Origin of the sequence: Cyanobium sp. Candia 9D4, from assembly GCF_024346155.1 — a bacterium.
In the GTDB taxonomy this organism is placed as follows: Bacteria; Cyanobacteriota; Cyanobacteriia; order PCC-6307; family Cyanobiaceae; genus Cyanobium; species Cyanobium minutissimum.
In genome coordinates this window covers 287,803-312,001 of sequence record NZ_JAGQCK010000002.1, presented here as the reverse complement: position 1 = coordinate 312,001, position 24,199 = coordinate 287,803, and the positions used below count along the sequence as shown (strand labels likewise).

Sequence of the window (24,199 nt, the reverse complement as noted above, 5' to 3'; positions counted from 1 at the left end):
CGCGGCTGGTGGCCTGAGGGGGCATAAACAGACGGCGCACGTTGGCCACTTCTGCCGGGGCGCCGTCCCACGGACCCGCCCTAATGTTGGTCATCTCGATGACCAACACCATGCGACAGGTCACGGTGGCGGAGGCCAAAGCCCAGCTGTCGAGCCTGCTCGACGCGGTGGAGCAAGGCCAGCCTGTGGTGATCACCCGCCGCGGCAAAGCCATCGCTGAGCTGGTTCCGCGGCAGGCCGTGCGCGATCTCCTGCCCCAGCTCCAGGCTCTGCGGGACTCCCTGCCCCATCAGGCCACCAGCGGCGTGGAGACGATGCGCGCCCTGCGGGATGACGTCGGCTCCTGATGCTGTACCTGGACACCTGCGTGCTGCTGGCGGCCCTCACACCAGAAGCCCACTCCGGCGCCGCCGCGGCCTTTCTCGAACAGGCCCCTGCGCCACTGGCGATCAGCCCCTGGAGTGCCACTGAGCTCCATTCCGCTCTCGGAATGAAGGTGCGCACCGGGGCCCGGAGTCCCGCGCAGGCCGAGGCGGTGCTCGAAGGCTTCGAACGCAGCCTGGCCCCAGGGTTCCTGATGCTGGAGGTGCAACCGCAGGACTTCCGCAATGCCAGCGCCTGTCTGCGCGGCTGGACCACGGCCCTGCGGGCGGCCGATGCCCTGCACCTGGCGATCGCCGCCGGACGGGGCGCCATCCTCTGCAGCCTGGATGGGCCCTTTGTGATGGCCGCCCGGCAACTCGGACTCGAGGCCCAGCTGATCGGGGCTGCCTGACGCCTATCGGGCGGCACACCCCGCCGCGAAGGACCTGCAGGCCCAGACGGACCCAGTGCCAGCCATCATGGGCGCCGGACGCTCCTCAAGCCGTGGACCTCACGGATCTCATCCCGGGGATCCCCGCCCTGCTGGTGGAGCTCGAGGACATCCTCGCCGGACTGACCACCGTGGCCTGCCTGGAGCACATGAAATGGCTGGGGGCCTTCATGTGCATCAGCCCGATCCAGAGGAGCCTGGTGGGGGCCGCCACCACGGAGGAGGAGGGCTTCCGGCTGGTGGAGGGGCAGCGGCCGTCGCTGCTGGTGGTGAGCCAACGGCTGCAGGAGGGCACCGGCCTCTCGCTGGTGGAGCGCACGGAAGCGCTTGACCCCGCCATCCGCACCCTGCTGATCGCCGACGATGCCAATGAGGACCTGGTGCGGGAGGCCCTGGCCCGGGGCTGCAACGGCATCTGCTTCGAGTCGGGCCTGTTCATGCCGGCGCTGCGGGTGGTGGCCGGCGGCGGCATCTACTACCCCGAACCGGTGGCGGCGGTGCTGCGCCAACAGCCGCCCGTGGCCCTGATCGAGCCGCTGACCGAGCGCGAACGGGTGGTGCTCAACCATCTGATGCTGGGCCTGACCGACCAGCGGATCAGCCAGGAGCTGGTGGTCAGCCCCGAGACCGTGCGGACCCACGTGAAGCACATCTTCCAGAAGCTCCAGGTCGACAACCGCACCAAGGCGGTCGTCAAGTCGATCGCCGCCGGCCTGATCAACCTGGAATCGGCCCTGGAGGGTCGCACCCCCGTCACCAGCTGAGCCGGCCAGCTCTGCGGCAATCCCCCGTTCTGGGGATGCGGGCCGAGGGTGCTCCAGGGGAAGGTGGTCAGGTCCGGGGATGACCCGAGCAGCCTCCCGATGCCAAGCCGGGATGTCGCCAGCCGTGTTCCCCGGCAACCCGCTCGACCTCAGCAGCTCTGCGCACCATGGCCGTCCACCTCAGCTTCGCCGCGGCCGGACATTCCCGCGTGTCCGAGGTCATCCTGGCCGGCCGCACCGGCTACTGGCTGTGCGACCCGGACCGGGTCCTGGCCCATGGCGTCGTCAAGCTGTACGAGCGTCACCCCGAGGGTGGCGACTTCGATCTCAACGACAACGTCGTGGGCCCCTGGGTGGCCACCCTGACGGTCACCGGCGCCGACCGGGTGCAATGGCTCGACCGGACCCGGACGATCATCACCTTCGACCCCGCCAGCCTGACGACGGAGTACGTCACCAGCATGCCCCCGTTCAACGCCTCCGGCGTCTACTACGACCCGGAGCCGGGCGCCTGAGGGCGGATCAGACTGCGGCCTGCACATGCTCTCCGTAGGCCACGAGGGTGCGATCGGCGCTGAGGAGCCGCAGGCCCTCCAGCTGGGCCTGAACCACCAGCAGGCGGTCAAAGACGAAGTCTTCCGCGCAGCGGTAGGGGTCGCGGTGGATCCAGGGCAGGTGCTGCACTGCCAGCGCATGTTCGGCGCGGACGGGGAGTTCGCGGAATCCCTGCCCCAGCAGGCCCAGGCGCAGGGCGGTGGCCTCGACCGAGAAATCGGCCCGGCCCTGGGAGGATTTGATCGCCACCTCCCACAGACTCACGACGCTGAACACCAGGGGCTGGGCCGGATCCGCCAGCAGGCTTGCGGTCCCGGCCGGCAGCCGACGCGGTTCGATGGCCCACCAGAGCAGCAGCTGGGTGTCGAGCAGCAGCGGCGTGGGTTCGCTACGGCTCATGGTGTACGAATCAGCCGAACAGGCTGTCGATCTCGGCGGCGAAATCGGCCTTGAGATCGGCTCCCAGCACTGCGGAGCTGCTCAGGAAGCCGCCCCGGCGGGGTTCGCCGCTTGCGGCTAAGTCCAGTTCCGCCACGAACTCCCCACTGCTGATCTGCGCGCCGTAGCCGGCGAAGCAGGCCAGGGCGGCGGTGTGGCGCTCCGGGGTCACCGCCTGGCAGGCGTCGTGGACGCACACCACCCGGTAGCCGCGATCGGCGGCGTCCTTGACGGTGTGGTCGATGCACTGGTCGGTGAGCAGGCCGATCACCACCAGGGTGCGGACGCCCAGGTTGCGCAGCAGGTAGTCGAGGCTGGTGGAGCTGAAGGGCGAGGAGGAGCTCTTGGGGAGCACCAGCTCGTCGGCCAGCGGCGCCAGCTCGGCGATCACCTCGGCGGCGCGGCTGCCGGGCGGGAAACCCATGCCGCAGCGCTTGTAGTCAAAGCTGCGGTCGCGGCCGTCGGCGGTGAGGTTGGCGATCACGGTGTGGATCACCTCCAGCCCGCCGCGGCGTGCCGCCGCGAGCACCCGCTCGGCGTTCGGCAGGGTGGTGGCGCGGAAGCGGCGATCGAAGTCCGCATCCGGGCGGGGCTGGGCGTCGCCGCAGGTGCCCTGCTGCAGATCCACCAGCAGCAGGGCGGTGCCGCCCGGGTGGAGCCACTCCGCGGGTGGGCACGACGGCATGCAGGCGGCGGCGATCCGTCCAATCATGGCGGCAGACGCTTGCCGGGCCCGTGTCCATTCCCCACGACACCATGGCCGCGACCCTGGCCGCCCAGGGGATCCGCTGGGTGGCGATCACCTGGGTGAACCACGCCGGGGCGCCGCTGGTGAAGGTGGTGCCCCTGGCCGGTTTCGAGGCGGCGGTGGCGGTGGGGGTGGGCTTCTCGCCGGTGTCCGATGCCTTCAGCGCAGGCGGCGGCATCGCTGCCGGCCATCGCCTGGCCCGGCCCGACGGCGACCTGCGCCTGCGGGCGGACGCCGCGGCCCTGGCGCCGCTGGAGCCGGCCAGCGGCTGGGCCTGGGCGCCGGGGGAGCGCTACGAACGCAGCGGCGCCCCCTACGCCGGCGACCAGCGCCACCTGTGCCGCCGCCAGATGGAGCAGCTGCGGCGGGCCGGGGTGGAGCTGCGGGCCGGCTTCGAGCTGGAGTGGCTGGTGGCCAGCCCCGCGGCCGACGGCACGCCGGCACCGACGATTCCCGGGGGGCCCTACGGGGCCGATCGGCTGGTGGAGGGGCTGGATTACGCCACGGCCCTGCTCGACGCCCTGGAGGCGGCCGGCCTGCCCTGGCTGCAGTTCCACCCGGAGTACGGCGCCAGCCAGTTCGAGCTGTCGCTGGCGCCGGGCACGCCTCTGGAGGCCGCCGACCGGCTGGTGCACGCCAAGCTGCTGATCCAGCGGCTGACGCGCCGCTTCGGCTGGCACTGCAGCTTCAGCCCCAAGCCCAGCCTGGAGCGGGTGGGCAACGGCGGCCACCTGCACCTGAGCCTGTGCCGCGACGGGATGCCGCTGCTGGAGGGAGGCGACGGCGAGGCCGGCCTCAGCGACGCGGGCGCCGGGGTGCTGGCGGCCCTGCTGGCGGAGCTGCCGGCCCTGCTGGCCCTGGCCTGCCCCCTGGCGGTGTCCTACCGGCGGCTGGCCCCGGGCTCCTGGTCGGCCCCCTTCCAGGTGTGGGGGGTGGAGAACCGGGAGGCGGCCCTGCGGCTGGTGCCCGCCGCGGCCGATGGCGCCCCGGCCCACCTGGAGCTGAAGGTGGCGGATCTGGCCGCCAATCCCTACCTGCTGCTGGGGGCCGTTCAGGCGGTGGTGGCCGATGGCCTGGCACGGGCCCGGCCCCTGCCGCCGCCGGTGGTTGGTGATCCGGCCGGCCTGCCCGCCGGCACGGCTGAACGCCTCCCCGCCAGCCTGGCGGAGGCGTCGGCCGCCTTCGCCGCCAGCGATCTGCTGCGCCAGGCCCTGGGGGAAGCGCTGCACGGCTCCCTGTGCGACAGCCAGGCGGCGGAGGTGCGGCGCGCGGCGGGCTGCAGTGAGGCGGAGCTGGTGGCGGCGGACGCCTGGTGGCCGGTGGTGGGGGGGATCGGCTGAGGGGCGGCCAGGCAGGGGCTCCTCAGCCCGCCACCATCACCCGGTTGCGCCCGGCGGCCTTGGCGGCGTAGAGGGCGCCGTCGGCGTTGCGCAGGCCGGTCTCCAGCGCCTCCAGGCCCGTGCCCTCGACCACCGCAACGCCGGCCGAAAGGGTGATGCGCTGCCCCGGTGCCCCTGGATGGGGCACGGCCGCAGCGGCTGCCCGCAGCCGCTCCAGCAGGGGACCCGCCCCCCTCGCATCGACCCCGGGCAGCAGCAACGCGAATTCCTCGCCGCCGACGCGGGCCAGCACATCGCCCGGGCGCAGCACGGCCCGCATGGCGCCGGCGACGTCGCGCAGGACGGCATCGCCGGCGCCATGGCCCCAGCCATCGTTGATGGCCTTGAAGAAGTCGATGTCGAGCATGGCCCCCGCCACCGGCCGGCCGTCGCGGGCGGCGGCGGCGAGGGCCACCGTGGCCGCCTCGGCGAAGCCTGTCCGGTTAGGCAGGCGGGTCAGCGGATCGCTCCGCACCGCAGCAGCCAGCTCGGCTTCCAGGCGGTCGCGCTCACGCAGGGTGCTCAGCACCGCCAGCACCTGGGCGGGGATGGAGAGATCGAGAATCACCCACACCCAGCTGCGCCAGCGCAACGGCTCGCCCGGCCGGCCAAGGGCCTCCCCCACCCCGTCCTCAAGGGCGAACACCCCAAGGGCCAGCAGGACGGCCGCCCCGCATCGGGCCCGCCAGCGCCGCTGCCGCGGCTGCCCCGGCAGGCGGGCGCGCTCCCAGGCCTCCCGCGCCGCCACCCCGCACAGCACCGCCGTGGCGGCCCGCAGCAGGAGGAAGAGGAGATCGGCGGTGTTCACGGGCTGGAGGAATGTCCGGGGAAAAGTAGGCGGGAACGGAGGACACCAGGTGTCCATCACGCCACCCCGCCCCCGCCAGAATCCCCACGACCGGCCGCACCGCCCCATGGACCGCCCCCACCCATGACCTTTGCGGTGGCGCTGGCGATGCTGGAGCGCGAGGGGCGCTGGCTGCTGCAGCTGCGGGACGACATTGAGGGGATCGTCCATCCGGGCTGCTGGGGCCTGTTCGGCGGCCACCTCGACCCCGGCGAGCGGCCGGAGCAGGCGATCCTGCGGGAGCTGCGCGAGGAGATCGGCTGGGGGGCGCCCGCGCTGCCGCTCTGGTTCGAGCACCACGACGACCAGCTCAGTGCCTACTACTTCCGAGGACCCCTCACCGTGCCGCTGACGGCGCTGCAGCTGAACGAAGGCCAGGACATGGCGCTGGCCGGCCTGGAGGAGCTGCGCAGCGGCCGGATCTGGAGCCCGAGGCTGCAGCAGCGGCGTGGCCTGGCCCCGTCCCTGGAGCGGGCCGTGCGCCGCCTCGAGCCAAGGCTCGACCCGAAGAACTAAAGAATGGTGAATGATGGCTTAAGCTTGGAGGTATCAGACCGTTCTCCTGCGTCTCAGGGTTGATGAGGATGCGCTTCCCGGCAAGATTCGCGACAATCTCAGGGATCTTCCATTCGGAAGCTGTAGGCGCCGTCACCCCCTCCATGGCGCCCGCAGGCCTGCCCCCCCGACCCGCGTCCCTTCGATGACCAACGTCTGGTGCGTTCGGGCGGGCGGCGGCATCTACGCGGACAACTTCCTCAGCGGCGGTTTCGTCGGCATCGGCTGGCGGGAGATCACCGAGGACCTCGGTCCGGTCCGGAACCGGGAGCAGCTCTTCTCGGTGGTGCGCCGCTACTTCCCGGACATCCAGAGCGCGATCCTGCTCTCCAACTACGTCAACGAGATCCACCGCTTCCTGTTCGAGATCCGTCCCGGCGACCACGTGATCATTCCGGCGGCGGAAGCCGACCTGCTGCGCTTCGGAGTCGTCGATGAGGGCCGCGCCTACTACGACCCCACCGGCGACGACGGCTGTCCCCTGCGCCATCGGCGTCCCGTCACCTGGTCACCCGAACCGCTCCGGCTCGACCACTTCTCGGCGCCGTTCCGCAATTCCATCCGCACCCTGCTCACCGTCCCGTCCCACACCCGGATGCGTTCCCTGCTGACGGTGTTCCTGGTGGAGCACCAGGCCGAATTCATCCGCGCCATCGGCCGTCAGGAGACAACGACCCCGGCCCGGTCGACGACCAGGAAGGAGGAGTCCCACCGCAGCGTGCTCGAGCAGCTCCTGCAGCTGGATCCCGGCGAATTCGAGCGGCTGGTGGTCCATCTGCTGGATGCCCTCGGCTTCCAGGACTGGGAGCGGACCGAGCACCACGGGGTGCTGCGCGACGTGTTCGATGCCTGCGGCGACATCAGCCTGTCGCTGCCGGCCCGCATCCGCATCCACGCCCGTTTCCACCGCGGCAACCTCGGCGCCCGGATCGGCGCCGATGCGGTGCGGGAACTGCGCCAGTTCATTCCTTTCGGCGGCCATGGGATCTTCATCACCACCGCCGATTTCCAGCCGGCGGCGACCACGGCGGCCGGTGAGGAGGGCTTCGCCAGGATCAGCCTCGTCAACGGCCAGCAGCTGGCCGAGCTGATCGCCCGCCACTGGACCCATCTGCCCCGTGACATCCGTGATCATCTGTCGCTGGAGCAGGTGCTGGTGAAGAATTGAGGCCCCTCCCCCTCGCCTCCATGGCTTCGCGATCACGCCGACGCACGCCCGGCCACGGCAGAGGGACGCCCCCACGGCAGGACGTCGCCGGGGCCGCCCCGGAAGCCACCGGCCTGCGGCCGCGGCTGCAGATCCTGGCGGGATTCCTGCTGCCGCTCCTGGTGCTGGGGCTGTGGCTCAACTCCCGCGGCTTCTGGAGCCCCTGACGGAGCCCGCCAGCCCAGGGGGCCCTCAGGCGCCTGTTCCCGGGAAGCTGGGTCCGCAGCCCAGCAGCTCCACCTCCGGATCGTCGCCGAGGATTGCGAGCAGTTCCCCGTGCAGGGCCTCGGCCCAGGGGGCCGTGTCGATGAAGCGGAAGCGGCGCCAGTCCCAGATCCGCTCGGCGACGGCCCCGTCGGTGCAGCAGAAGGCCATCCCCACCCCCTCCGTCGCCGCGTCCGCATCGGCGTCCGCTTCCGCCTCTGGCGGCAGGCTGTAGATGCAGACGCCGAAGCGAAACGGGGCATCGGCCAGCTCCACCCACCAGCCCCAGTCCTCGCAGCAGAGGAAGGGAGCCCGTCGGCCCATGGCCTGGAGCCGCTGCTGCAGGTGGAGCGCCAGGGCCTTGCCGACCGTGCCCGGATTCACCATCTCCCCGGCCTCGCCGGGCAGCTCGGGGAACCGGGCGGATCTCAGGTGGATGAACGCCTTCATGGCCCTGGCGAGCGGATCCCGGCGTGCGCTCTGCGGACGGTAGGTGCTGCTACCGGCGTTGTCGCGCCTCCGCCCCCAGAGTGCGCCGGCAACGACAGGCGACAGGCGTGCAGGATCTGGTGGGAACGGTGCAGACGCTCTGGCGCTACCCGGTGAAATCGATGCTCGGGGACTCCCCCAGCCAGCTGGCGGTGGATCCCCGCGGCATCCGGGGCGACCGGGCCTACGCCCTCTGGGACCACGCCAGCGGCCGGGTGGCCAGCGCCAAGAACCCGCGGCTCTGGCAGGGCCTGCTCGGCTACCGGGCCCGTTTCCGGGAGGAGCCCGCGGAGGCGGCGCCCCTGCCACCGGTGCTGATCAGCCCCCGTGAGGACGACGGCAGCGCCGGGCTCTGCAGCGCCGAGGACGACGTGGGCGCCGTCTTCAGTGAGCGCTTCGGCCGCCGGGTGAGCCTGATGGACACCCCGCCGGATGGCGCCAGCCTCGACCAGTACTGGCCGCCGGTGGAGGGGCGCGCCTTCCAGAACGTGACCAACGCCCTGGAGCTGCCCGAAGGCACCTTCTTCGACGCCTGCCCCATCCACGCCATCACCACCGCCACCCTGGAGCGGCTGCGGCAGCTCGAGCCCGAGCTGGATTTCGCCGTCGAGCGCTTCCGCCCCAACCTGCTGATCGCCACGCCGCCAGAGGCCTCCGGCTTCGTGGAGGAGGCCTGGAGCGGCGCCTGCCTGCAGATCGGCGAGCAGCTGGTGCTGCGGGTCGACGGTGGCTGCCCCCGCTGCGTCGTCACCACCCTGGCCCAGGGCGCCCTGGAGGAGAACCTGGAGATCCTGCGGGCCACCGCCCGCCACAACGGCGTCGTGGCCGGCATCCGCCTCAGCGTGGTCACCCCCGGCCCGATGGCGGTGGGGGACCCGGTGCGGCTGCTGCCCTGAGCAGCTCCCAGCTGGCTAGGGCCCCGAGGCCAGTCCGGCCGCCAGGCGCTCGAGGGCCTCGGCCAGCAGGGCCTCGGAGGTGGCGTAGCTCAGCCGCAGGTGGCCCGCCGCCCCGGGGCCGAACCAGCGGGGACTCCCCGGCACCACCGCGACCCCGTGGTCCCGCCGCAGCCGCTCCACCAGCGCCTCGACGCTCTCCTGGAGCGGCGGCAGGCCGACAAACAGCACGAAGGTGGCCGCGGGGGGCCGCACCCGCAGGCCGGGGATCGCCGCCAGCCGGCTGACGGCCTGGTCGCGGCGGGCCTGGAGGTGGCGCAGGAAGGCCTCCAGCCAGGCCAGGCCGTCGGGGCTGTAGGCCGCCGTGGCCGCCACCTGGCTGAGGGTGGCGACGCCATCGACGGTGGAGGGCAGCTCGCTGGCGGCCAGCAGCCGGGCGGCCGCCTCCGGATCCGCCATCGCCACGTAGCCCACCCGCAGGCCGGCCAGACCGAAGGACTTGGAGAAGCCATGCACCACCGCCCCGAGGCCGGCCAGTTCCGGTTCCAGGGCCAGCCAGCTGGTGAAGGTGGCCGGCGGGTAGACCACATCGCTCCACACCTCGTCGCTCAGCACCCGCAGGCCCCGCTCCAGGCAGAAGCGACCCAGGGCCTCCAGTTCGTCGCGGCGGAAGCAGCGGCCCAGGGGGTTGTGGGGATTGCAGAGGCACAGCAGCCGGGTGCGGGGGGTCACCAGGGCCTCCAGGGCCGCCAGATCCAGGGGGGCTTGGGGATCGATGCGCCACAGCACCGGCACCCCGCCGGCGCTCCGGACGGTGTGGGCGAACAGGAAGTCGACCGGATCCCAGATGATCGCCTCGTCGCCGGGCGAGAGCCAGTGGCGCGTCAGCAGGGCCAGACCGGCGGCGGCACTGTTCACCGCCAGCACCGCTTCGGGGGGCACGGACGCCCCCCGCTGCCGCAGGTAGCCCGCCACCGCCTGCCGGAAGGAGGGCAGCCCGCCGGCGGGGCCGTAGCTGAACACCCCGGAGCGGGCGTAGTCGGCGATGGCGTCGCGGATGACCGGCGCCGCCGGGAAATCGGGATCGGCGGCGGTGAGCGGGATCACCCCGGGGGGCTGCTCGGCCCAGCGCAGGTTGTGGGCCCGCTGGCGCAGCAGCTCGAGCGGCACCGCGCCGTCACGGAAGCTGTCGGTGAAGCGATCGCTCATGCCATCAGCGGCAGCTGGAGCCGGGTGGGCGACGGCTGGACGAAGTCCCGTGCCATCTGGCGACCAGCCTCCACACAGCCCAGCAGCGCCGGCCGCCGCTGGCGTTCGTAGGCGCAGAACAGCTCAGGAACCTCGTCGGGGTCGCGGCAGCCGACCAGCAGGTCGCTGAGGAGCACCGCATCCTCCAGGGCCGAGTTGACCCCCTGGCTGGTGAACGGCAGCAGCGGGTGGGCCGCGTCCCCCGCCAGGGCCACGTTGCCCTTGCTCCAGCGGGTGGCCGGGTCCTCGTCCACGGTGTGCCACACATGGGCGCGGGCCGGATCGGTGGCGCCCAGCACGTGGCGCACCACAACGGGGAATCCCCGGAAGTGGTCCTGGAGGAAGGCCCCCACCTCGGAGGGCTGGGGGGCGGTGAAACGCTGGCTGTCGAACTGAACGAACCAGACCAGCCGGTCATCCCCCAGGGGCACCAGGCCGACCGCCAGCCCTCCGGAGGGGTCGAGCACCTTGAGGAAGCGATGGCCCAGTTCGGCGGCCACCAGGGGCTGGCGCACATGGGCCACGATCTCCTTGACCCGGCCGGGATTGGTCATCGCCCCGCATCCCAGGGACAGGCGGCAGCTGGAGCGCACCCCATCGGCCGCGACGAAGGCATCGGCGGGTTGGGAGCGGCCGTTCTGGAAACACACCGCCCGGGCACGCTCCCGGTCCCAGTCGAAGCGCTCGAACGGGTGGTTGTACTGGACCAGCGCGTCGGGGGCGCCGTGCAGCAGCACATTGAGCAGATCGTGGCGCAGCATCGCCACCGCCCCCTCGAGTGGGTGCTCCACCAGCACCTGCCCGGAAGCGCAGAGAATCCTCACCGATGTGATCGGATGGCCCAGGGTGCCGTCCGGGTCGCAGCCGAGTCGCCGCAGGGCGGCGAGCCCATTGGCCAGCAAGAGAAACCCATGGCCATGGAGATGGGAGGCCATGGCCCGTTCGTAGACACGCACGGGTCGTCCCTGCTGCCACAGCCCCCTGGCCAGGGCCAGCCCGCAGGCGCCTCCTCCGACGACAGCTGTATGGATCACCGCTGAAGATCCAACGCTGAGGAGAAAACAGGCCCGCAGATCAGGAACGGATGGTCTGACACAACCACCGACAGAACGGCTGGCGTCACCGCCCGCAAAACCACTGAACTCGTGATCCGTGCGGCGCCCACGGCCTGAAAGGATGCATGCCCGTGAATGTTAGGGGCGTGGGCAAACCGATCGACGTCGCCGTCGTCACCTTCGAGGGCTCAGAAAGGAAGCCTGAGTTTTTCCCTGAGCAAGGGTGAAGGCGCCGAGGGAATCGGGCGCTGGGCCACATCATCAAACCGCTGCGCCGGGCAGGGAAGCGGCGTCGGCCCGGGGCTCCACACGGCAGCTGAGGCTAAGGTGAGGCCGGAGAGGGAGGAACATGCGCCGACGCACCACATTGATGATCATCAGTGGAGCGCTTCTTTCGGGCACCTCTCTCCTGATCTTCACCCATCTGCTGGATCAGCGCAGTTTCAACGACTTACGCCGCCAGAATGATCGGATTGCCGGGCGGCTGTGCACCACCCTGCAGGACGTCGAGCGTTTTTTCGCCACGCCATCGGCGCCGGGGTCCGCCGGCGCGGAGGCCAAAGGGCCGTCCATGTCCCCCCCCGGTCTGCAGTCCGTCAGCGCGGCGGAGCTGGTGCCCCCCCCCGTTGCGGCGGTGATGGCGACCGGATCCTCCTCCCTGAAGGGCAGACTGCTGATCTGCCCCCGCCGCTTTTCCCGGCTGGATCTGGTGATGGCGGGCGAACCGGGGCAAGGAAATGGCCTGCTGCTCAGCACGGCCCCCGGTCGCCGCCGGGCCCCCGAATGGATCAGGGTCAGCGGCAGCAGCCTGATCCAGCGCGATCAGGATGGCGACAGGCAGATCCGGCTGGCCCCATGGACCGCCCTGGAGGCGAAGGGGATGGCGAAGGGGGCGCCGGCCGGTGCGCTCTACCGGGTCGGCTTCGGAGATCTGGCGGTGGGGCTGACCCTGGCACCGGCCCTGCCGACACAGGCGGATCGCGTCCGCAGCCTCGCCCTGGCCCTGGGGCTGCTGGGCATCGGGCTGAGCGTGGTGATCGCCTGGCGTTCCAGCCATAACCGCCGGAAGGATCAACCGGCGACCGGAAGCTTCCGCAGGGAAGGCCACACGTCCTTCCTGACCCACTATGCCCTGGTGAAGGATCTGGAGCCTTCGGCCCTCAGGAAGCACGCCGAGCGCGGCGAGGATGGCTTCCTCGTGACCATCGACTTTCGCTATCTCGAACGGCAACGCGGCTATCTCAGTGAGGTGGAGATCAACAAGATCCTCACAAAGGCCTGTCGTGCCATCGACAAGGGATGGGCCGTACACCCCGGCTTCAATTTCTACCATGTGTCGAAGAACAAGATTGCTCTGATCGTCCGGTCCTCCGGCAACATCCCTATCGATGACAATGGCGCCTGCGAGGCGCTCCTGGCCCGTCTGCTCGGCATTGTCTCCGGGTCCATTCAGATTTCCAGCGATTCGGTGCTGGCCTGGGATGATGTGATCATCACCGGGCAACGGTTTCCGCTGGTTGAGCCGCCCGACTCCCTGCTGACGATGCAGGCTTTCGGGGAGATTCTGGCCGCCGAAGACAGACGTTCGTACCGCCTGGTGAAGAGCGGTGATGATCTGCTGGTCAAGGATAAAGGAGAAATCAGAAGTCAACTCACGTCCCTGAAGGCGAGTGATCTTGAGCTGCGCTTCCAACCGATTCTGCAGCTCAGCAATCCAGGCCACTTCGGCCTCGAGCTGCTGATCCGCTTCCTGCCCCCGGCCCTGAGCAAGCTCGGCACGGGACATGTGATTCAGCTGGCCCATGACATCGGCATCACCCACAAGATCGATGCGCTGGTTGTCAGCCGGCTCGCTGACGTGCAACAGCAGCTCAAGGCATCGGAGTTTCTTCGCCATCGCATTGAGTATATCTCCGTCAATGTCAGTTCCGATTCCGTGTCCACCGATCAGCGTCTCAATCAGCTGATCAGCCTGTTCAAGCAGCACAGCATCGACAGCTCCATCTTCTGCATCGAGATCACCGAGATGGCCGCAACGGACATCCTGGCGGGCTCGGAAGGCGTGACGACGGCATCGGAGCGATTGATGCGGGAGCTGAACTTCAGAATCTTCATCGATGATTTCGGATCCGGACTGTCGAACTATCGGCGCATCAGTGAAGCCTGGTACGACGCCATCAAGCTCGACATCGATCTGATCAAGGGGATCGATCGATCCTTCCGGCTGCAGCGCTATGTCGGCTCCTTCATCGAAACGGTCCATGCGCTGGGCAAAACGGTCGTCTGCGAAGGCGTCGAAACCCACAACGAACTGACCGCCGTCATCCGATTGGGCGCCGATGCCCTGCAGGGGTTCCTCGTCTCGCCTCCCCTTTCCCTGGAGGACGTGGAGTCGTTCATTCAATCCTCCGACTGGGCGGACCGCGATTCCCTGCAGCAGACGCTGGAGCAGATCCGTGCCACGTCGCGGCTGCGTGACTCCGGGCATGGCGAAGGCTACCAGACCTCCGACAGGAAGATTCCGCTGGAGCGCTACATCATCGACAACTGGTCGAGACTGCGCAGCTTCGAGGAGTTCGTGCTTCTGTTTGTCAATGAGCTGAAATCCTGGGGCCTGGAGATCTATCGCTTCTCCCTGGCCTTTCTGCCCGATCAGGATGACATCGACTGCAGCCAGTATGTCTGGGTCAGCTCCAGACCGGGCCTTGTCAGCACCCTGCGCATGGAGCGGGACTTCTTGGAGCAGGATGAGCACCTGCGCAGCCCCCTGCATTTCATTGCCACAAGAAGCAAGCTGTTTCGGCAGCAGCTATTCACCACCAAGGACAACGGCTTCCCCTTTCTGGACTCCCTCAAGGATGTGGGCTGCAGCGATTACCTCGGCATCCGGCTGGACTCACGTGGTGTTTCCATACCGGTTCTCACGATTGCCCTGCATGAAGGCAGTGTCTTCAGCGACCAGGAGGTGCAGCGCATCGAAGCGATGAGCAGCTTGCTGAGCCTGCTGTTCTATGCCTTCGAGAGTGAACGCTCGAAGCGGCTGGCGATGCTGGATCCCCTCACCCAGCTCGCCAATCGCCGCAGCTTCGATTCCTTCCTCAAGGGGAATGTCTCCGCCTCCAGAGCCGCCCAGGTCAACCTGTCCCTGGCGTTGATCGACATCGATCAGTTCAAGGTGGTCAATGATGTTCTCGGCCACGCCTACGGCGACCGATGCCTCAAGGAGATTGCCGATGCCCTCCGGACCGGCCTGAGTCGCAAAAGCGACTTCGTGGCCCGGCTGGGGGGCGAGGAATTCGCCATCATCCTGCCCAAGACCGATGCCGCGGCCTCCCTGCGCCTGTGCGAGAAGCTGCGCGAGTCCATCCAGGACAAGGGCATCTACCATCCCGGCGTTGCCACGGGCAACGTCCTCACCGTCAGCATCGGCATCGCGTCCTGGGATCCGCTGTCGATGGCCGAGTGCGACGCCGACCGGATGCTGCAGCTGGCCGACGACTGCCTCTACGAAGCCAAGCGCCATGGTCGCAACCGGGTGGTCTGCCGGTCCCTGCACAGCCAGGTCGGTCTTTCCGCCTGAGGCGCATCGGAGCCGCCACCATGGCCATGGCCCAGCCCAGGCAGACCCCATGACCCAGCCGAGCGTCCCCAGCGTGCGCGTGCGCCTGTTCGCCGGCCTGCGCGAGCGGGCCGGCTGGGGCGAACGGCTCATCCCCCTCGCCCCCCGCCCCGACGCCCGGTGCACCACCGCGGCGGACCTCTGGCGGCAGCTGGCCCTGGGCACCGGCCCCGGAGCGGACAGCACCGAGCTGCCGGCCACGGTGCGGGTGGCCATCAACCAGGCGTTCGCCGCCCCGGGCAGCCCCCTCGCCCCGGGCGACGAGGTGGCCTTCCTGCCCCCGATCACCGGAGGCTGAACCATGGCCACCACCAGCCCCTTGCGCCCGGCCCCTCCGATCGTGGTGCAGATCCTGGAGACCCCCTTCCAGCCGCTGGAGCGGCTGGCCGCCTGGCAGCGGAGCCTGGCGGCCGATGGGCCCGGCGCCACGGACGCAGCCGCCGAAAGCCACTTCATCGGCCGCGTGCGCCCCACCACCGCCACCGGCGATCCCCTCGAGGCCCTGGAACTCGAGCACTACCCGGGCATGACCGAGGCCCAGCTGGTCCTCCTCGCCGAGGCCTGCGCGGCGCGCCACGGGGCGGACGCGGTGCTGGTGGCGCACCGGGTGGGGCGGGTGCGGCCGGGGGAGGCCATCGTGCTGGTGGCTGTCCGGGCCGACCGCCGCGGTCCCGCCCTGCGCTGCGTTCAGGAGCTGCTGGAAGATCTCAAGCACCACGCCCCCTTCTGGAAACGGGAGTGGAGCGGCGGCCGCGGCACCTGGGTGGCCGGCAACACACCGCTGTGACGTCCCCACCTCCCCACGCCCCCTTCCCTTCGCACCCCGTTCCATGGGCCAGTCCAGCGACGCCCTCACCGCCGACCAGATCACCTTCATCGGCGCCCAGAAGCTCTTCTTCGTCGGCACCGCCACCGCCGACAGCACGGTGAACGTGTCCCCCAAGGGGCGCGATGCCCTGCGGGTGCTCGACGAGCGCCGCGTCATCTGGCTCAACCTCACCGGCAGCGGCAACGAGACCGCCGCCCACGTTCAGGCGTGCCCGCGCATGACCCTGATGTTCTGCGCCTTCGAGGGCCCGCCCCAGATCCTGCGGCTCTATGGCACCGCCCGCACCACCCAGCGGGGTGAGGCCGACTGGGAGGCCCTGTTCGGCCACTTCGAGCCCCTGGCCGGTGCCCGCCAGATCTTCGACCTGGCCATCGAACGGGTCCAGACCTCCTGCGGCATGGCGGTGCCCCGCTACAGCTACGGGGGCGACCGCACCGAGCTCGACAGCTGGGCGCGCCGCAAGGGCAACGACGGCCTGGAGCGCTACTGGAAGCGCAAGAACCGCCGCAGCATCGACGGCCTCCCCGCCCCGATCCCGGCACCGATCGCCGCCCCCGGAGCGCCGGACGTCGTCGGCGACTGACTCAGAGCAGCGGCAGCCGCAGCAGCTGGGCCCACAGCTCCGTGCCGGCCGCCAGGGATCCGGCCTCGGCGGGGATCTCCAGCAGCAGGTCGGCCCCCTGCAGCGAGCCGATGCGGGAGGAGGCCTGGCTGCCCTCCACCTGCGCCAGCAGGGCGCCGTCCCCATCCACCACCAAGCGGGCCCGGGCCAGCTCGGGCCGGCCGGCGCCCCGCTTCAGGGGCGAGGCCAGGCGCACCTTCAGCCGGGGCAGCGGCACCACCTCGCCCCCCTCCAGCTGCTGCAGGGCCGGCCACAGCAGCTGCAGGGCCGTGACCGCCGCGGCCACCGGGTTGCCGGGCAGGCCGAAGAAGGGCCGCGGCCCCAGCCGGCCGAAGGCGAAGGGCCGGCCGGGCTTGAGGAACAGCTTCCAGAAACCCACCTCCCCCAGCTCGGCCAGCAGGGGCCGGATCCAGTCGCTGTCGCCGGCCGAGACGCCGCCGGTGCTCACCACCACGTCGCAGCCGGCGGCCAGCTCCAGCAACGCCTGGCGCAGGGCGGCGGGATCGTCGGCCACCACCCGCTGCTCGCTGACGGGGTAGCCCAGCCGCTCCAGCAGGGCCCGCAGCAGGGTGCCGTTGCTCTCCCAGATCTGGCCCGGCCCCCGGGCCGCACCGGCCGCCACCAGTTCATCGCCGCTGATCAGCAGACCCACCCGCGGCTGGACGCTCACCGCCAGCGCCGCCACGCCGCAGCTGGCCAGGCGCCCCAGGGCGGCGGCCCCGAGGCGGACCCCGGCCGGCAGCAGCTCGTCGCCGGCGGCGGCCTCCTCCTCGGGGGCGCGGATCCAGGGGTTGGGGCCCGCCTCTCCGGTCATCCGCAGGCACTCGGCCCCACCGCCGGCGCCGGGGCTCTCGGGGCTCACCAGCTCCTGGGGCAGCACCCGCTGGGCCCCCTCCGGCAGGGGGGCGCCGGTGAGGATCCGGATCGCCTCCCCCTCAGCCAGCACCCCCCCGTAGGGATCTCCGGGGGCGGAACGGCCCACCAGGCGCCAGCGGCGGCCAGGGCTGGGAGCCTCGGCGTCGGCGATGGCGTAGCCATCCATGATCGAAGCCCGGAAACCCGGCACGGCCTCGGGGGCCCGCACCGGTTCGGCACTCACCCGGCCCAGGCAGCGCGCCAGCGGCAGCCGCTCACGTCCCGCCAGCGGCGTGATCGCCGCCAGCACGCGTCGCCGGGCCTCCTCCACGGGCAGGCCCTCGCGGGGGAACGGCTCAGCCATCGCTCGCCTCCGCCAGGCCCCGCACGGCGGGGTGCTCCCAGGGGCCCCGGCGCCCCCCCTCCTTGCGCAGCAGCCGCACCGGGCCGATGGTCATGGCCGGATCGGCCGACTTGACCATGTCGTAGAGGGTGAGCAGGCCCACCTGCACCGCCGTCAGCGCCTCCATCTCCACGCCCGTGGCGCCTGTGGTGCGGGCGCTGGCCTCCAGCCGCAGCCCGCGGCCGTCGGCCATCGGCTCGATCCGCACCTCCAGCCCGGTGAGGGCGATGGGATGGCACAGGGGGATCAGCTCCCAGGTGCGCTTGGCGCCCTGGATCGCCGCCACCCGGGCCACCGCCAGCACGTCCCCCTTGGCCGCCCGGCCCTCCAGCACCAGGGCCAGCACCTCGGGCGCCATGGTGATGCAGCCCTCGGCCACGGCGCGGCGGTCGCTGGCGGGGCGGTCGCCCACCTCCACCATGTGCACCTGGCCGGCGGCGTTGAGGTGGGAAAGGCCGGGCTGGCTCATGCCGGGTCGGAGGCGTCGGGATGGTGCACACAGCATGGCGCTCATCGCAGCGGCAGCAGCCCGCCCGCGGGCAGGCAGAGCACCAGGGGGCCAGCAGCGGCGGCCGATCCCAGGGCCTCCCAGGCCCGACGGGACAGCTCCACCAGGATCGGTTCGATCGGCCCGCGCCCCGGGAGATCCGCCCCCGCGGGGCTGGCCAGCGGCACCACCGAGACGGTGACGTGCCGCGGCCCCTCGCTCACCCCCACCACCCGGCAGGGCCAGTGGTGGGCGGCCCCGGGCACGGGGGCGGCGGCGAGCTCCAGCTGGTGGGCCCGCAGCCCCACGTGGCTGACGGCCGTCTCCAGGGGCTCCGGCAGTTCCAGGTCCAGGCCCCAGGTCGGGGCCCGCAGCCGGGTGGGCCCGAGACGCCGCACCGCCGCGATGTTCCGGCAGCCCGTGAGCCGCGCCACCGTCACGGCCCCGGGCCGCTCGAACACCTCCGCGCGGGGGCCGTGGCGCAGCAGCACCCCCCGGTCGATCACCAGCAGCTCCTCACCGAGGCGGTAGGCCTCCTCCATGTCGTGGGTCACCAGCAGGGTGGGCACCCCGGAGCGGGCCGTCAGGTCCTCCATCAGCTGTTGCAGGTGCCGGCGACGGTGGGTGTCCTGGGAGGAGAGGGGCTCATCCAGCAGCAGCAGGTCCGGATCGGTCACCAGGGCCCGGGCCAGGGCCGTGCGTTGCTGCTGGCCGCCCGAGAGCTGGGCGGGGAACAGCCGCGCCTGCTCCTGCAGCCCCACCGCCGCCAGCTGGGCGGCCACCCGGGCGTGGCGTTCGGCCAGCGGCAGGTGGGCCAGGCCGAAGCCCACGTTGGCGGCCACGGTCAGGTGGGGGAAAAGGGAATCGTTCTGGAGCATCACGGCGATGCGGCGCCGCTCCGGCGGCAGATCGAGCCCCCGCTCCGCATCGAACAGCACCCGGCCGTTGAGTTCGATCCGGCCGGTCCGGGGGCGCTCCAGCCCGGCCAGCAGACGCAGCAGCAGGCTCTTGCCCGCGCCGGACGGCCCCAGGATCGCCAGCCGACGGCAGGAGGTGTCGAGGGCCAGCTCGAAGCGGAAGTCAGCGTGGCGCTGCTGCAGCGCGAAGGAGAGAGCGAAGGGGCGGCCGGGTGCCAGCGAGGACACCGGAGGCCTCGGGGACGACGGAGGGCTGAGCAGAGGCGGCTGGGGCAGGGCCGTGGGGGACGCCGCGGCCACGGTGCCGGGCCGGCGGGAGCGGCGGGAGCGGCTCAGGAACAGCTGGACCAGCCCCAGGCAGAGCCCGTTGAGCAGCAGCACCTGGCCGGTCCACGCCCAGGCCCGGGCCAGGTCGCCGGCATCGACGGCCGCGTAGATCGCCAGGGGCAGGGTCTGGGTGCGGCCCGGGATGTTGCCCGCCAGCATCAGGGTGGTGCCGAACTCCCCCAGGGCCCGGGCGTAGCTCAGGCTCAGGCCTGCCCCCAACCCCGGCAGCACCAGGGGCAGGGTGATCCGCCGCCACACCCGCCAGGGCCCCGCTCCGAGGCTGCGCGCCACCCCCTCCAGGCCGGGATCCAGCTGCTCCAGCGACGCCAGCAGGGTGCGATACATCAGGGGGAAGGCCACCACCGCCGCGCTCAGCACCGTGGCGGGCCAGCTGAACACCAGCTCCAGGCCCAGCCGCGCCAGGGGCTCCCCAAGGGGGCCGTAGCGGCCCAGCAGCTGCAGCAGCACGAACCCCAGCACCGTGGGCGGCAGCACCAGGGGCGAGAGCAGCAGCAGGTCGGCCGTGGCGCGCCGCACACCCCGCCAGCGCCGCACCCGGTCGGCGGCGAGGAATCCGGCCGGAGCCACCAGCAGCACCGCCAGGGTGGCGCTGCGCAGCGACAGCACCAGGGGCGACAGGCCGGGGTCGGCCTCCATCAGGGGGCCCGACCGGGCAGGACCTCGAAGCCCTCGCGACGGAACAGCGCCCCGGCGGCGGGGCTGCCCAGGGATCGCAGGTAGGCGCGGGCCAGCTGGGGCTGGCGGCTGCTGCGCAGCACCGCGCCGCTGTAGCGGATCGGGGCATGGCTGGCGAGCGGGGCGGTGACCACCACCCGCAGTCCCCCCAGCTGCACCGCATCGCTGCGGTAGACGAAGCCGGCGTCCACGTTGCCCTCTGCCACCGCCCGGGCCACGGCCCGCACCGATCCCAGGGGCACCAGCTTCCGGGCCACGGCCGCCGTGAGTCCGTAGTGGGCCAGCACCTGGCGGGCGTAGTCGCCGGCCGGCACGGTGCCGTCACCGATGGCAATGCGCCGCACCCTGGGGCCCGCCAGTCCCGCGATGTCCAGAGGGCGCCGTGGCGATCGGGCCGGCACGACCAGCACCAGCCGGTTGCCGAGCACATCCCGCCGGCTGCCGGCCAGCAGCAGGCCCGCCCGCTCCAGGCTGTCCATCGGCCGGACGCCGGCGGAGAGGAACACGTCCGCCGGCGCCCCCTGCTGGATCTGCTGTTGCAACAGCCCGGAGGCGCCGAAGTTGAACTGGGGCGGCGCCGCCCCCTGGCCCCTGGCGAAGGGAACGGCCAGGGCCTGCAGCGGCCCCGAAAGGCTGGCCGCCGCACTCACCAGGAGCGGCGGTGCCGCGGCCCTGGCCTCGTCCTGGCGGCCGCCCGCCGCGGCCACCAGGGCACCGACGAGCAGGGGTCCGGCCAGCAGGGCCGCGACCGCTGCACGCCGGGGCAGGGGGGTGGCCATCAGCGGCACAGTCAGGGGCAGAAGGGTATCAGAAGGGTATCGGCATCGCCACATCGGCGGGCGACGGGGCGCAGGACGGCACCCGCTCCTGGACCACCGCGCCGACGACGACGATCGAGGGGGAGGCGAAGGCCTCGGCCTCCACCCGGTCGGCCAGCACCTCCAGGGTGGCCACCAGCTGGCGCTGGCCCCGCACGGTGCCCTGCTGGATCACGGCGGCGGGGGTGGTGGGGGCCAGTCCGCCCGCCACCAGCTCCGCGACGATGTGGCGCAGGTTGTGCAGGCCCATGTAGATCACCAGCCCGTCGCTGCTGCGGGCCAGGCCGCGCCAGTCGACGCCGGGGCGGCGCTTGTCGATCTCCTCATGGCCGGTCACGAAGGTGACGCTCGATCCGGCCCGGCGGTGGGTGACGGGAATGCCGGCATAGGCGGGGGCGGCGATGCCGGCCGTGACCCCCGGCACCACCTGCACCGGGATTCCGTGGGCCGCCAGGTGGGCCGCCTCCTCCCCACCGCGGCCGAACAGGAACGGATCGCCGCCCTTGAGGCGCACGATCAGCCGCCGGCGCCCGGCCAGCTCCCGCAGCACGGCGTTGGTGCTGGGCTGGGGCACCGAATGGTGGCCGCGGCGCTTGCCCACGAAGTGCCGCTCACAGCCCTGGGGCACCAGATCCAGCAGGGCGGTGGGCACCAGGGAGTCGTAGACGAGGGCATCGCACTGCTGCAGCAGCCGGTGGGCCCGCAGGGTGAGCAGGTCCGGATCCCCCGGGCCCGCCCCCACCAGGTACACGGTCCCGGGGCCGTCCTCGATGGGGGGGGCCGGGGTCTCGTCGGTCATGGCTCCGTCATGGCAGTGCCATCAGGGCCTCCAGCACCACGGCCCGGAACCGGGGCCGCTGCAGCAGCGGCAGGCCCAGCGATGGTGGCAGGGCGTCGGTGAGCCGGTTGGCCGCCAGGGCCAGGGGCAGGGCGGGACGAGGCAGGGACAGCGGAGCGTCCTCGGAATTGGGGGCACTGTATGGAGTGGCGTGGCAGCGGGCACCGGTGGCCGCCTCCAGGTGGGCCAGGAAAGCCACCCCCAGCGGACCCTCCAGCGGGTGATGCAGCAGCCAGGGTGCTGCCGGGGCAGAGGATCCGGCCACCTCGGCCGGGACCGGCAGCGCCGCCAGCTCGGCGGCCAGGGCCCGCTGCCAGGTGGGCCAGGCCCCCAGGAACGGCAGGCGCCGCACCGGCCCGCGCCGGCGGCAGCGCTCGGCGATCCGCGGCACGTCCCGGCGCACATGGCTGCCGGGCAGGAGAAACAGGGGCACCAGCACCAGGGGGGCGCCGGCGCTGCCGCAGGGAACCGCCGGCGGCTCCCCCGCCGTCAGCGCCTCCAGCCCCACCGCAGCGCCGCGCACCGCCTCCAGCTCCCTGGCCAGGGCCTGCAGTTCGGCGGGGATGGCGCCACCGGCACGGCCATGCACCACCAGCAGCAGGGGGCTTGCGATGATCCCGGGCATGCCCCTCACCCTAGGGATCACCGTAAGGAGGTCGCCGCGCATGTCGACGCCGAGCCCCGGGGGGGAATGGACGGCGCAGCGGCGGCTGGAGCGGGCGGAGGCGCTGGGGGCCGACCCGCGCCGCTTCCGCGAACTGATCGCCGCCCTGGGCAGCGGCGAACGCAGCGGCCGGGCCCTGAGCCGGGCCGAAGCCGGCGAAGCCCTCGATCTGCTGCTCGACGGGTGCTGCACGGAAGCCCAGGCCGGCGCCTTCCTGATCGCCCATCGCCTGCGGCGCCCGGAGCCCCAGGAGCTGGCCGGCATGCTCGACAGCTACGCACGCCGCGGACCGCGGCTGGCGGCGAGCCCGCGGCGGGTGCTGAGTTTCGGGGTGCCCTTCGATGGCCGCAGCCGCTCGGCGCCGCTGCTGCCGCTGGTGGCCCTGCTGCTCCTGGCGGCGGGGGCCGGGGTGGTGCTGCACGGCGGCGATCCGATGCCGGTGAAGTACGGCCTCACCACGGCCGAAGCCCTGGCCGCCCTCGACCTCGACCGCCGCGGCCTCCCCTGGGACGCGGTGAACCGCCATTTCGCCGCCGAGGGGCTGGCCCTGCTCCACCAGCCGACCCACTTCCCGGCGGCGGAGCGGCTGGTGCCGCTGCGGGAGCAGATCGGCAAGCGCCCGCCGGTCGCCACCCTGGAACTGCTCTGGAGCTGCCACCCCGGACCCCACCTGCAGGTCAGCGGCTTCGTCCACGCCCCGACCGAGCGGCTGGCCGGCGAGGCCCTGGCTGCCACCGGCCAGGACGACCTGCTACTGATCAAGGGGCTGGAGGGGGGCGTGGAGCTGCCCACCAACCGGGTGGCGATCGCCTCCCACCGGGTGGGGGGAGCGGCCGGTGGGGCGGAACGCCTGATCCTGCGGGCCCGCGACCACGGCCTCGGGGCTCCCGAGGTGCCGCTCGAAAGCCTGGCCCAGTGGCGGGACCAGGCCCGGGAGGCCCTGGCCGGCTCCGGACCGCTGCGGCCTGGACTGATCTGGAACGGCGGCTTCCTGCTCTGGCGCGCCGGGATCAGCGACAGCCTCCCGGCGGGGCTGACCCGGGCGGAACGGCTGCTGGAGGACGGGGCGGTGGAGCAGGGCCGCCGCCAGCTGGCCGACGGGCTGACGGCGCGCTGACCATGGCACCGGCCCTCAGAGCAGGGGATACCCCCCGAGCAGGGCGCCGATCCGATCCAGCAGGTTGTTGATCAGCCGGCGCCCCTGGCGCTCCCCCTTCTCCCCCCAGCGCTCCCGACCGGCCCGCAGCTGCTCCACCCCGTCCGGGCCCAGGGCGAGGCGCACGTAGTCACCGTCCTCCTCGAGCCAGGTCTCCAGGGCGGCGTCCGTCACCTCCACGTGGAACTGGAGCCCGTGGGCGTGGTGCCCGATGCGGAACATCTGTTCGGTGCAGAGGGGCGTCGACCCCAGCAGGACGGCGGCGGCTGGGAGCCGGATCCGGTCCCCGTGCCAGTGCAGGGCCGGCAGGGCGGCGCCGAGCCCCGCCAGCACAGGCTCCTGATCCTCGGGCCGTGTCCAGGCCACCGGCTCCCAGCCCACTTCGTACGCCCGCACGGGCGGGTCCCCCGCCGTCAGTGGCACCACCTGCCCACCGGCGGCGAAGGCCAGCAGCTGGGCCCCCAGGCACAGCCCCACCACCGGGCGCTCGCACTCCAGGCACTCCCGCAGCAGGGCCACCTCCGCCTCCAGCCAGGGAAACGACGGCGATCCGATGTCACCCACCCCCATCGGTCCCCCCAGCACCAACAGGGCCTGGCCGGGCCCGAGCCGGGGCATCGGCTCCCCCCGGTCGGGCCGGCACACCGTCACGTCCCAGCCCCGGCGTCGGGCCTCCTCGCCGAAACGACCCGGACCTTCGCGCTCCAGGTGCTGGAGCACCACCAGATGGGACATGGGTGGGCAGGACGGCGATGGGAGCCCCAGCATGGGG

Annotated in this window: 27 protein-coding genes; 14 read left to right on the top strand and 13 right to left on the bottom strand. The window is 72.1% G+C overall.

Going from position 1 to position 24,199, the window contains the following annotated elements; translation table 11 throughout:
- Positions 1 to 110 precede the first annotated feature (110 nt).
- The 4 genes from KBZ08_RS06105 (at position 111) to KBZ08_RS06090 (ending at position 2,093) form a co-directional block, all read left to right on the top strand.
- Entirely contained in the window at positions 111 to 347 is a 237-nt protein-coding gene (locus tag KBZ08_RS06105; RefSeq protein WP_254972064.1) for a type II toxin-antitoxin system Phd/YefM family antitoxin, read from the top strand.
- The gene (locus KBZ08_RS06100; RefSeq protein WP_254972063.1) at positions 347 to 775 is read left to right on the top strand and encodes a type II toxin-antitoxin system VapC family toxin; all 429 of its coding nucleotides are present in this window, start codon (positions 347 to 349) and stop codon (positions 773 to 775) included. Before KBZ08_RS06105 ends, KBZ08_RS06100 begins: the two co-directional genes overlap by 1 nt.
- Before the next feature lie 92 nt (positions 776 to 867).
- The gene (locus KBZ08_RS16485) at positions 868 to 1,578 is read left to right on the top strand and encodes a response regulator transcription factor (protein ID WP_254972062.1); all 711 of its coding nucleotides are present in this window, start codon (positions 868 to 870) and stop codon (positions 1,576 to 1,578) included.
- Between the two features lie 209 nt (positions 1,579 to 1,787).
- Positions 1,788 to 2,093, top strand: a complete 306-nt coding sequence (locus KBZ08_RS06090; RefSeq protein WP_254972061.1) for a hypothetical protein — start codon at positions 1,788 to 1,790, stop codon at positions 2,091 to 2,093.
- Positions 2,094 to 2,100: 7 nt separating this feature from the next.
- Here KBZ08_RS06090 and KBZ08_RS06085 read toward each other — a convergent pair whose 3' ends face one another.
- Together KBZ08_RS06085 and KBZ08_RS06080 are read right to left on the bottom strand one after the other, a co-directional pair.
- Positions 2,101 to 2,532, bottom strand: coding sequence for a type II toxin-antitoxin system VapC family toxin (locus KBZ08_RS06085; RefSeq protein ID WP_254972060.1), 432 nt, complete (start codon positions 2,530 to 2,532; stop codon positions 2,101 to 2,103).
- A 10-nt stretch (positions 2,533 to 2,542) separates the two neighbouring features.
- Positions 2,543 to 3,256, bottom strand: coding sequence for a cysteine hydrolase family protein (locus tag KBZ08_RS06080; RefSeq protein ID WP_254972059.1), 714 nt, complete (start codon positions 3,254 to 3,256; stop codon positions 2,543 to 2,545).
- Positions 3,257 to 3,306: 50 nt separating this feature from the next.
- Here KBZ08_RS06080 and KBZ08_RS06075 point away from each other — a divergent pair, with 50 nt between their 5' ends.
- Complete coding sequence (locus KBZ08_RS06075; RefSeq protein ID WP_254972058.1) at positions 3,307 to 4,659, top strand: glutamine synthetase; 1,353 nt, start codon at positions 3,307 to 3,309, stop codon at positions 4,657 to 4,659.
- A 22-nt stretch (positions 4,660 to 4,681) separates the two neighbouring features.
- Here the strand turns inward: KBZ08_RS06075 and KBZ08_RS06070 are convergent, their stop codons facing one another.
- The gene (locus KBZ08_RS06070) at positions 4,682 to 5,506 is read right to left on the bottom strand and encodes a GGDEF domain-containing protein (RefSeq protein ID WP_254972057.1); all 825 of its coding nucleotides are present in this window, start codon (positions 5,504 to 5,506) and stop codon (positions 4,682 to 4,684) included.
- Between the two features lie 123 nt (positions 5,507 to 5,629).
- Here KBZ08_RS06070 and KBZ08_RS06065 point away from each other — a divergent pair, with 123 nt between their 5' ends.
- The 3 genes from KBZ08_RS06065 to KBZ08_RS06055 all read left to right on the top strand — a co-directional run bounded on the left by KBZ08_RS06065 (position 5,630) and on the right by KBZ08_RS06055 (position 7,474).
- Positions 5,630 to 6,061: an NUDIX hydrolase gene (locus KBZ08_RS06065; RefSeq protein WP_254972056.1), complete on the top strand. Its 432-nt coding sequence runs from the start codon at positions 5,630 to 5,632 to the stop codon at positions 6,059 to 6,061.
- Between the two features lie 184 nt (positions 6,062 to 6,245).
- On the top strand, positions 6,246 to 7,268 hold the full coding sequence (locus KBZ08_RS06060; RefSeq protein ID WP_106219678.1) for a restriction endonuclease: 1,023 nt from the start codon (positions 6,246 to 6,248) through the stop codon (positions 7,266 to 7,268).
- A 20-nt stretch (positions 7,269 to 7,288) separates the two neighbouring features.
- Positions 7,289 to 7,474 (top strand): hypothetical protein, encoded by a 186-nt coding sequence (locus KBZ08_RS06055; protein WP_254972055.1) that lies wholly within the window; start codon positions 7,289 to 7,291, stop codon positions 7,472 to 7,474.
- Positions 7,475 to 7,499: 25 nt separating this feature from the next.
- Here the strand turns inward: KBZ08_RS06055 and KBZ08_RS06050 are convergent, their stop codons facing one another.
- Positions 7,500 to 7,961 carry a hypothetical protein gene (locus KBZ08_RS06050; RefSeq protein WP_106219680.1) on the bottom strand — a complete coding sequence of 154 codons (462 nt, stop codon included), beginning with the start codon at positions 7,959 to 7,961 and terminating at the stop codon, positions 7,500 to 7,502.
- Positions 7,962 to 8,041: 80 nt separating this feature from the next.
- Here KBZ08_RS06050 and KBZ08_RS06045 point away from each other — a divergent pair, with 80 nt between their 5' ends.
- On the top strand, positions 8,042 to 8,896 hold the full coding sequence (locus KBZ08_RS06045; protein WP_254972054.1) for an MOSC domain-containing protein: 855 nt from the start codon (positions 8,042 to 8,044) through the stop codon (positions 8,894 to 8,896).
- A 15-nt stretch (positions 8,897 to 8,911) separates the two neighbouring features.
- On the opposite strand, the gene KBZ08_RS06040 is transcribed toward KBZ08_RS06045, so the two are convergent.
- The gene (locus tag KBZ08_RS06040) at positions 8,912 to 10,102 is read right to left on the bottom strand and encodes a pyridoxal phosphate-dependent aminotransferase (protein ID WP_254972053.1); all 1,191 of its coding nucleotides are present in this window, start codon (positions 10,100 to 10,102) and stop codon (positions 8,912 to 8,914) included.
- On the bottom strand, positions 10,099 to 11,175 hold the full coding sequence (locus KBZ08_RS06035) for an NAD(P)/FAD-dependent oxidoreductase (protein ID WP_254972052.1): 1,077 nt from the start codon (positions 11,173 to 11,175) through the stop codon (positions 10,099 to 10,101). Before KBZ08_RS06035 ends, KBZ08_RS06040 begins: the two co-directional genes overlap by 4 nt.
- A gap of 370 nt (positions 11,176 to 11,545) precedes the next feature.
- Between KBZ08_RS06035 and KBZ08_RS06030 the strand changes: the two genes are divergently transcribed.
- From KBZ08_RS06030 to KBZ08_RS06015, 4 genes are read left to right on the top strand one after another with little or no spacing between them, the layout of a single operon-like run.
- A complete protein-coding gene (locus KBZ08_RS06030) occupies positions 11,546 to 14,776 on the top strand; it encodes a GGDEF domain-containing protein (protein ID WP_254972051.1) in 3,231 nt (1,076 codons plus the stop codon).
- Positions 14,777 to 14,825: 49 nt separating this feature from the next.
- Entirely contained in the window at positions 14,826 to 15,113 is a 288-nt protein-coding gene (locus KBZ08_RS06025; RefSeq protein WP_254972050.1) for a MoaD/ThiS family protein, read from the top strand.
- A 3-nt stretch (positions 15,114 to 15,116) separates the two neighbouring features.
- Positions 15,117 to 15,602, top strand: a complete 486-nt coding sequence (locus KBZ08_RS06020) for a molybdenum cofactor biosynthesis protein MoaE (protein WP_254972049.1) — start codon at positions 15,117 to 15,119, stop codon at positions 15,600 to 15,602.
- Between the two features lie 43 nt (positions 15,603 to 15,645).
- Positions 15,646 to 16,227, top strand: a complete 582-nt coding sequence (locus tag KBZ08_RS06015) for a pyridoxamine 5'-phosphate oxidase family protein (protein WP_254972048.1) — start codon at positions 15,646 to 15,648, stop codon at positions 16,225 to 16,227.
- Between the two features lies 1 nt (position 16,228).
- On the opposite strand, the gene KBZ08_RS06010 is transcribed toward KBZ08_RS06015, so the two are convergent.
- Genes KBZ08_RS06010 through KBZ08_RS05985 form a run of 6 tightly spaced genes read right to left on the bottom strand, consistent with a single transcriptional unit; the run spans position 16,229 to position 22,232 of the window.
- Positions 16,229 to 17,485: a molybdopterin molybdotransferase MoeA gene (locus tag KBZ08_RS06010; RefSeq protein ID WP_254972047.1), complete on the bottom strand. Its 1,257-nt coding sequence runs from the start codon at positions 17,483 to 17,485 to the stop codon at positions 16,229 to 16,231.
- Complete coding sequence (gene moaC, locus KBZ08_RS06005; RefSeq protein WP_106219689.1) at positions 17,478 to 17,993, bottom strand: cyclic pyranopterin monophosphate synthase MoaC; 516 nt, start codon at positions 17,991 to 17,993, stop codon at positions 17,478 to 17,480. Before moaC ends, KBZ08_RS06010 begins: the two co-directional genes overlap by 8 nt.
- Positions 17,994 to 18,034: 41 nt before the next feature.
- Complete coding sequence (modB, locus tag KBZ08_RS06000; protein ID WP_254972046.1) at positions 18,035 to 19,912, bottom strand: molybdate ABC transporter permease subunit; 1,878 nt, start codon at positions 19,910 to 19,912, stop codon at positions 18,035 to 18,037.
- A complete protein-coding gene (gene modA, locus KBZ08_RS05995) occupies positions 19,912 to 20,730 on the bottom strand; it encodes a molybdate ABC transporter substrate-binding protein (RefSeq protein WP_254972045.1) in 819 nt (272 codons plus the stop codon). The genes modB and modA overlap by 1 nt, the downstream gene beginning before the upstream one ends.
- 28 nt (positions 20,731 to 20,758) lie before the next feature.
- Positions 20,759 to 21,568: a uroporphyrinogen-III C-methyltransferase gene (gene cobA, locus KBZ08_RS05990; RefSeq protein ID WP_106219692.1), complete on the bottom strand. Its 810-nt coding sequence runs from the start codon at positions 21,566 to 21,568 to the stop codon at positions 20,759 to 20,761.
- A gap of 7 nt (positions 21,569 to 21,575) precedes the next feature.
- Positions 21,576 to 22,232: a CbiX/SirB N-terminal domain-containing protein gene (locus tag KBZ08_RS05985; RefSeq protein WP_254972044.1), complete on the bottom strand. Its 657-nt coding sequence runs from the start codon at positions 22,230 to 22,232 to the stop codon at positions 21,576 to 21,578.
- A gap of 40 nt (positions 22,233 to 22,272) precedes the next feature.
- Here KBZ08_RS05985 and KBZ08_RS05980 point away from each other — a divergent pair, with 40 nt between their 5' ends.
- On the top strand, positions 22,273 to 23,388 hold the full coding sequence (locus tag KBZ08_RS05980) for an anthranilate phosphoribosyltransferase (protein WP_254972043.1): 1,116 nt from the start codon (positions 22,273 to 22,275) through the stop codon (positions 23,386 to 23,388).
- A 15-nt stretch (positions 23,389 to 23,403) separates the two neighbouring features.
- On the opposite strand, the gene KBZ08_RS05975 is transcribed toward KBZ08_RS05980, so the two are convergent.
- A complete protein-coding gene (locus KBZ08_RS05975; RefSeq protein ID WP_254972042.1) occupies positions 23,404 to 24,162 on the bottom strand; it encodes a type 1 glutamine amidotransferase in 759 nt (252 codons plus the stop codon).
- Positions 24,163 to 24,199: the final 37 nt, after the last annotated feature.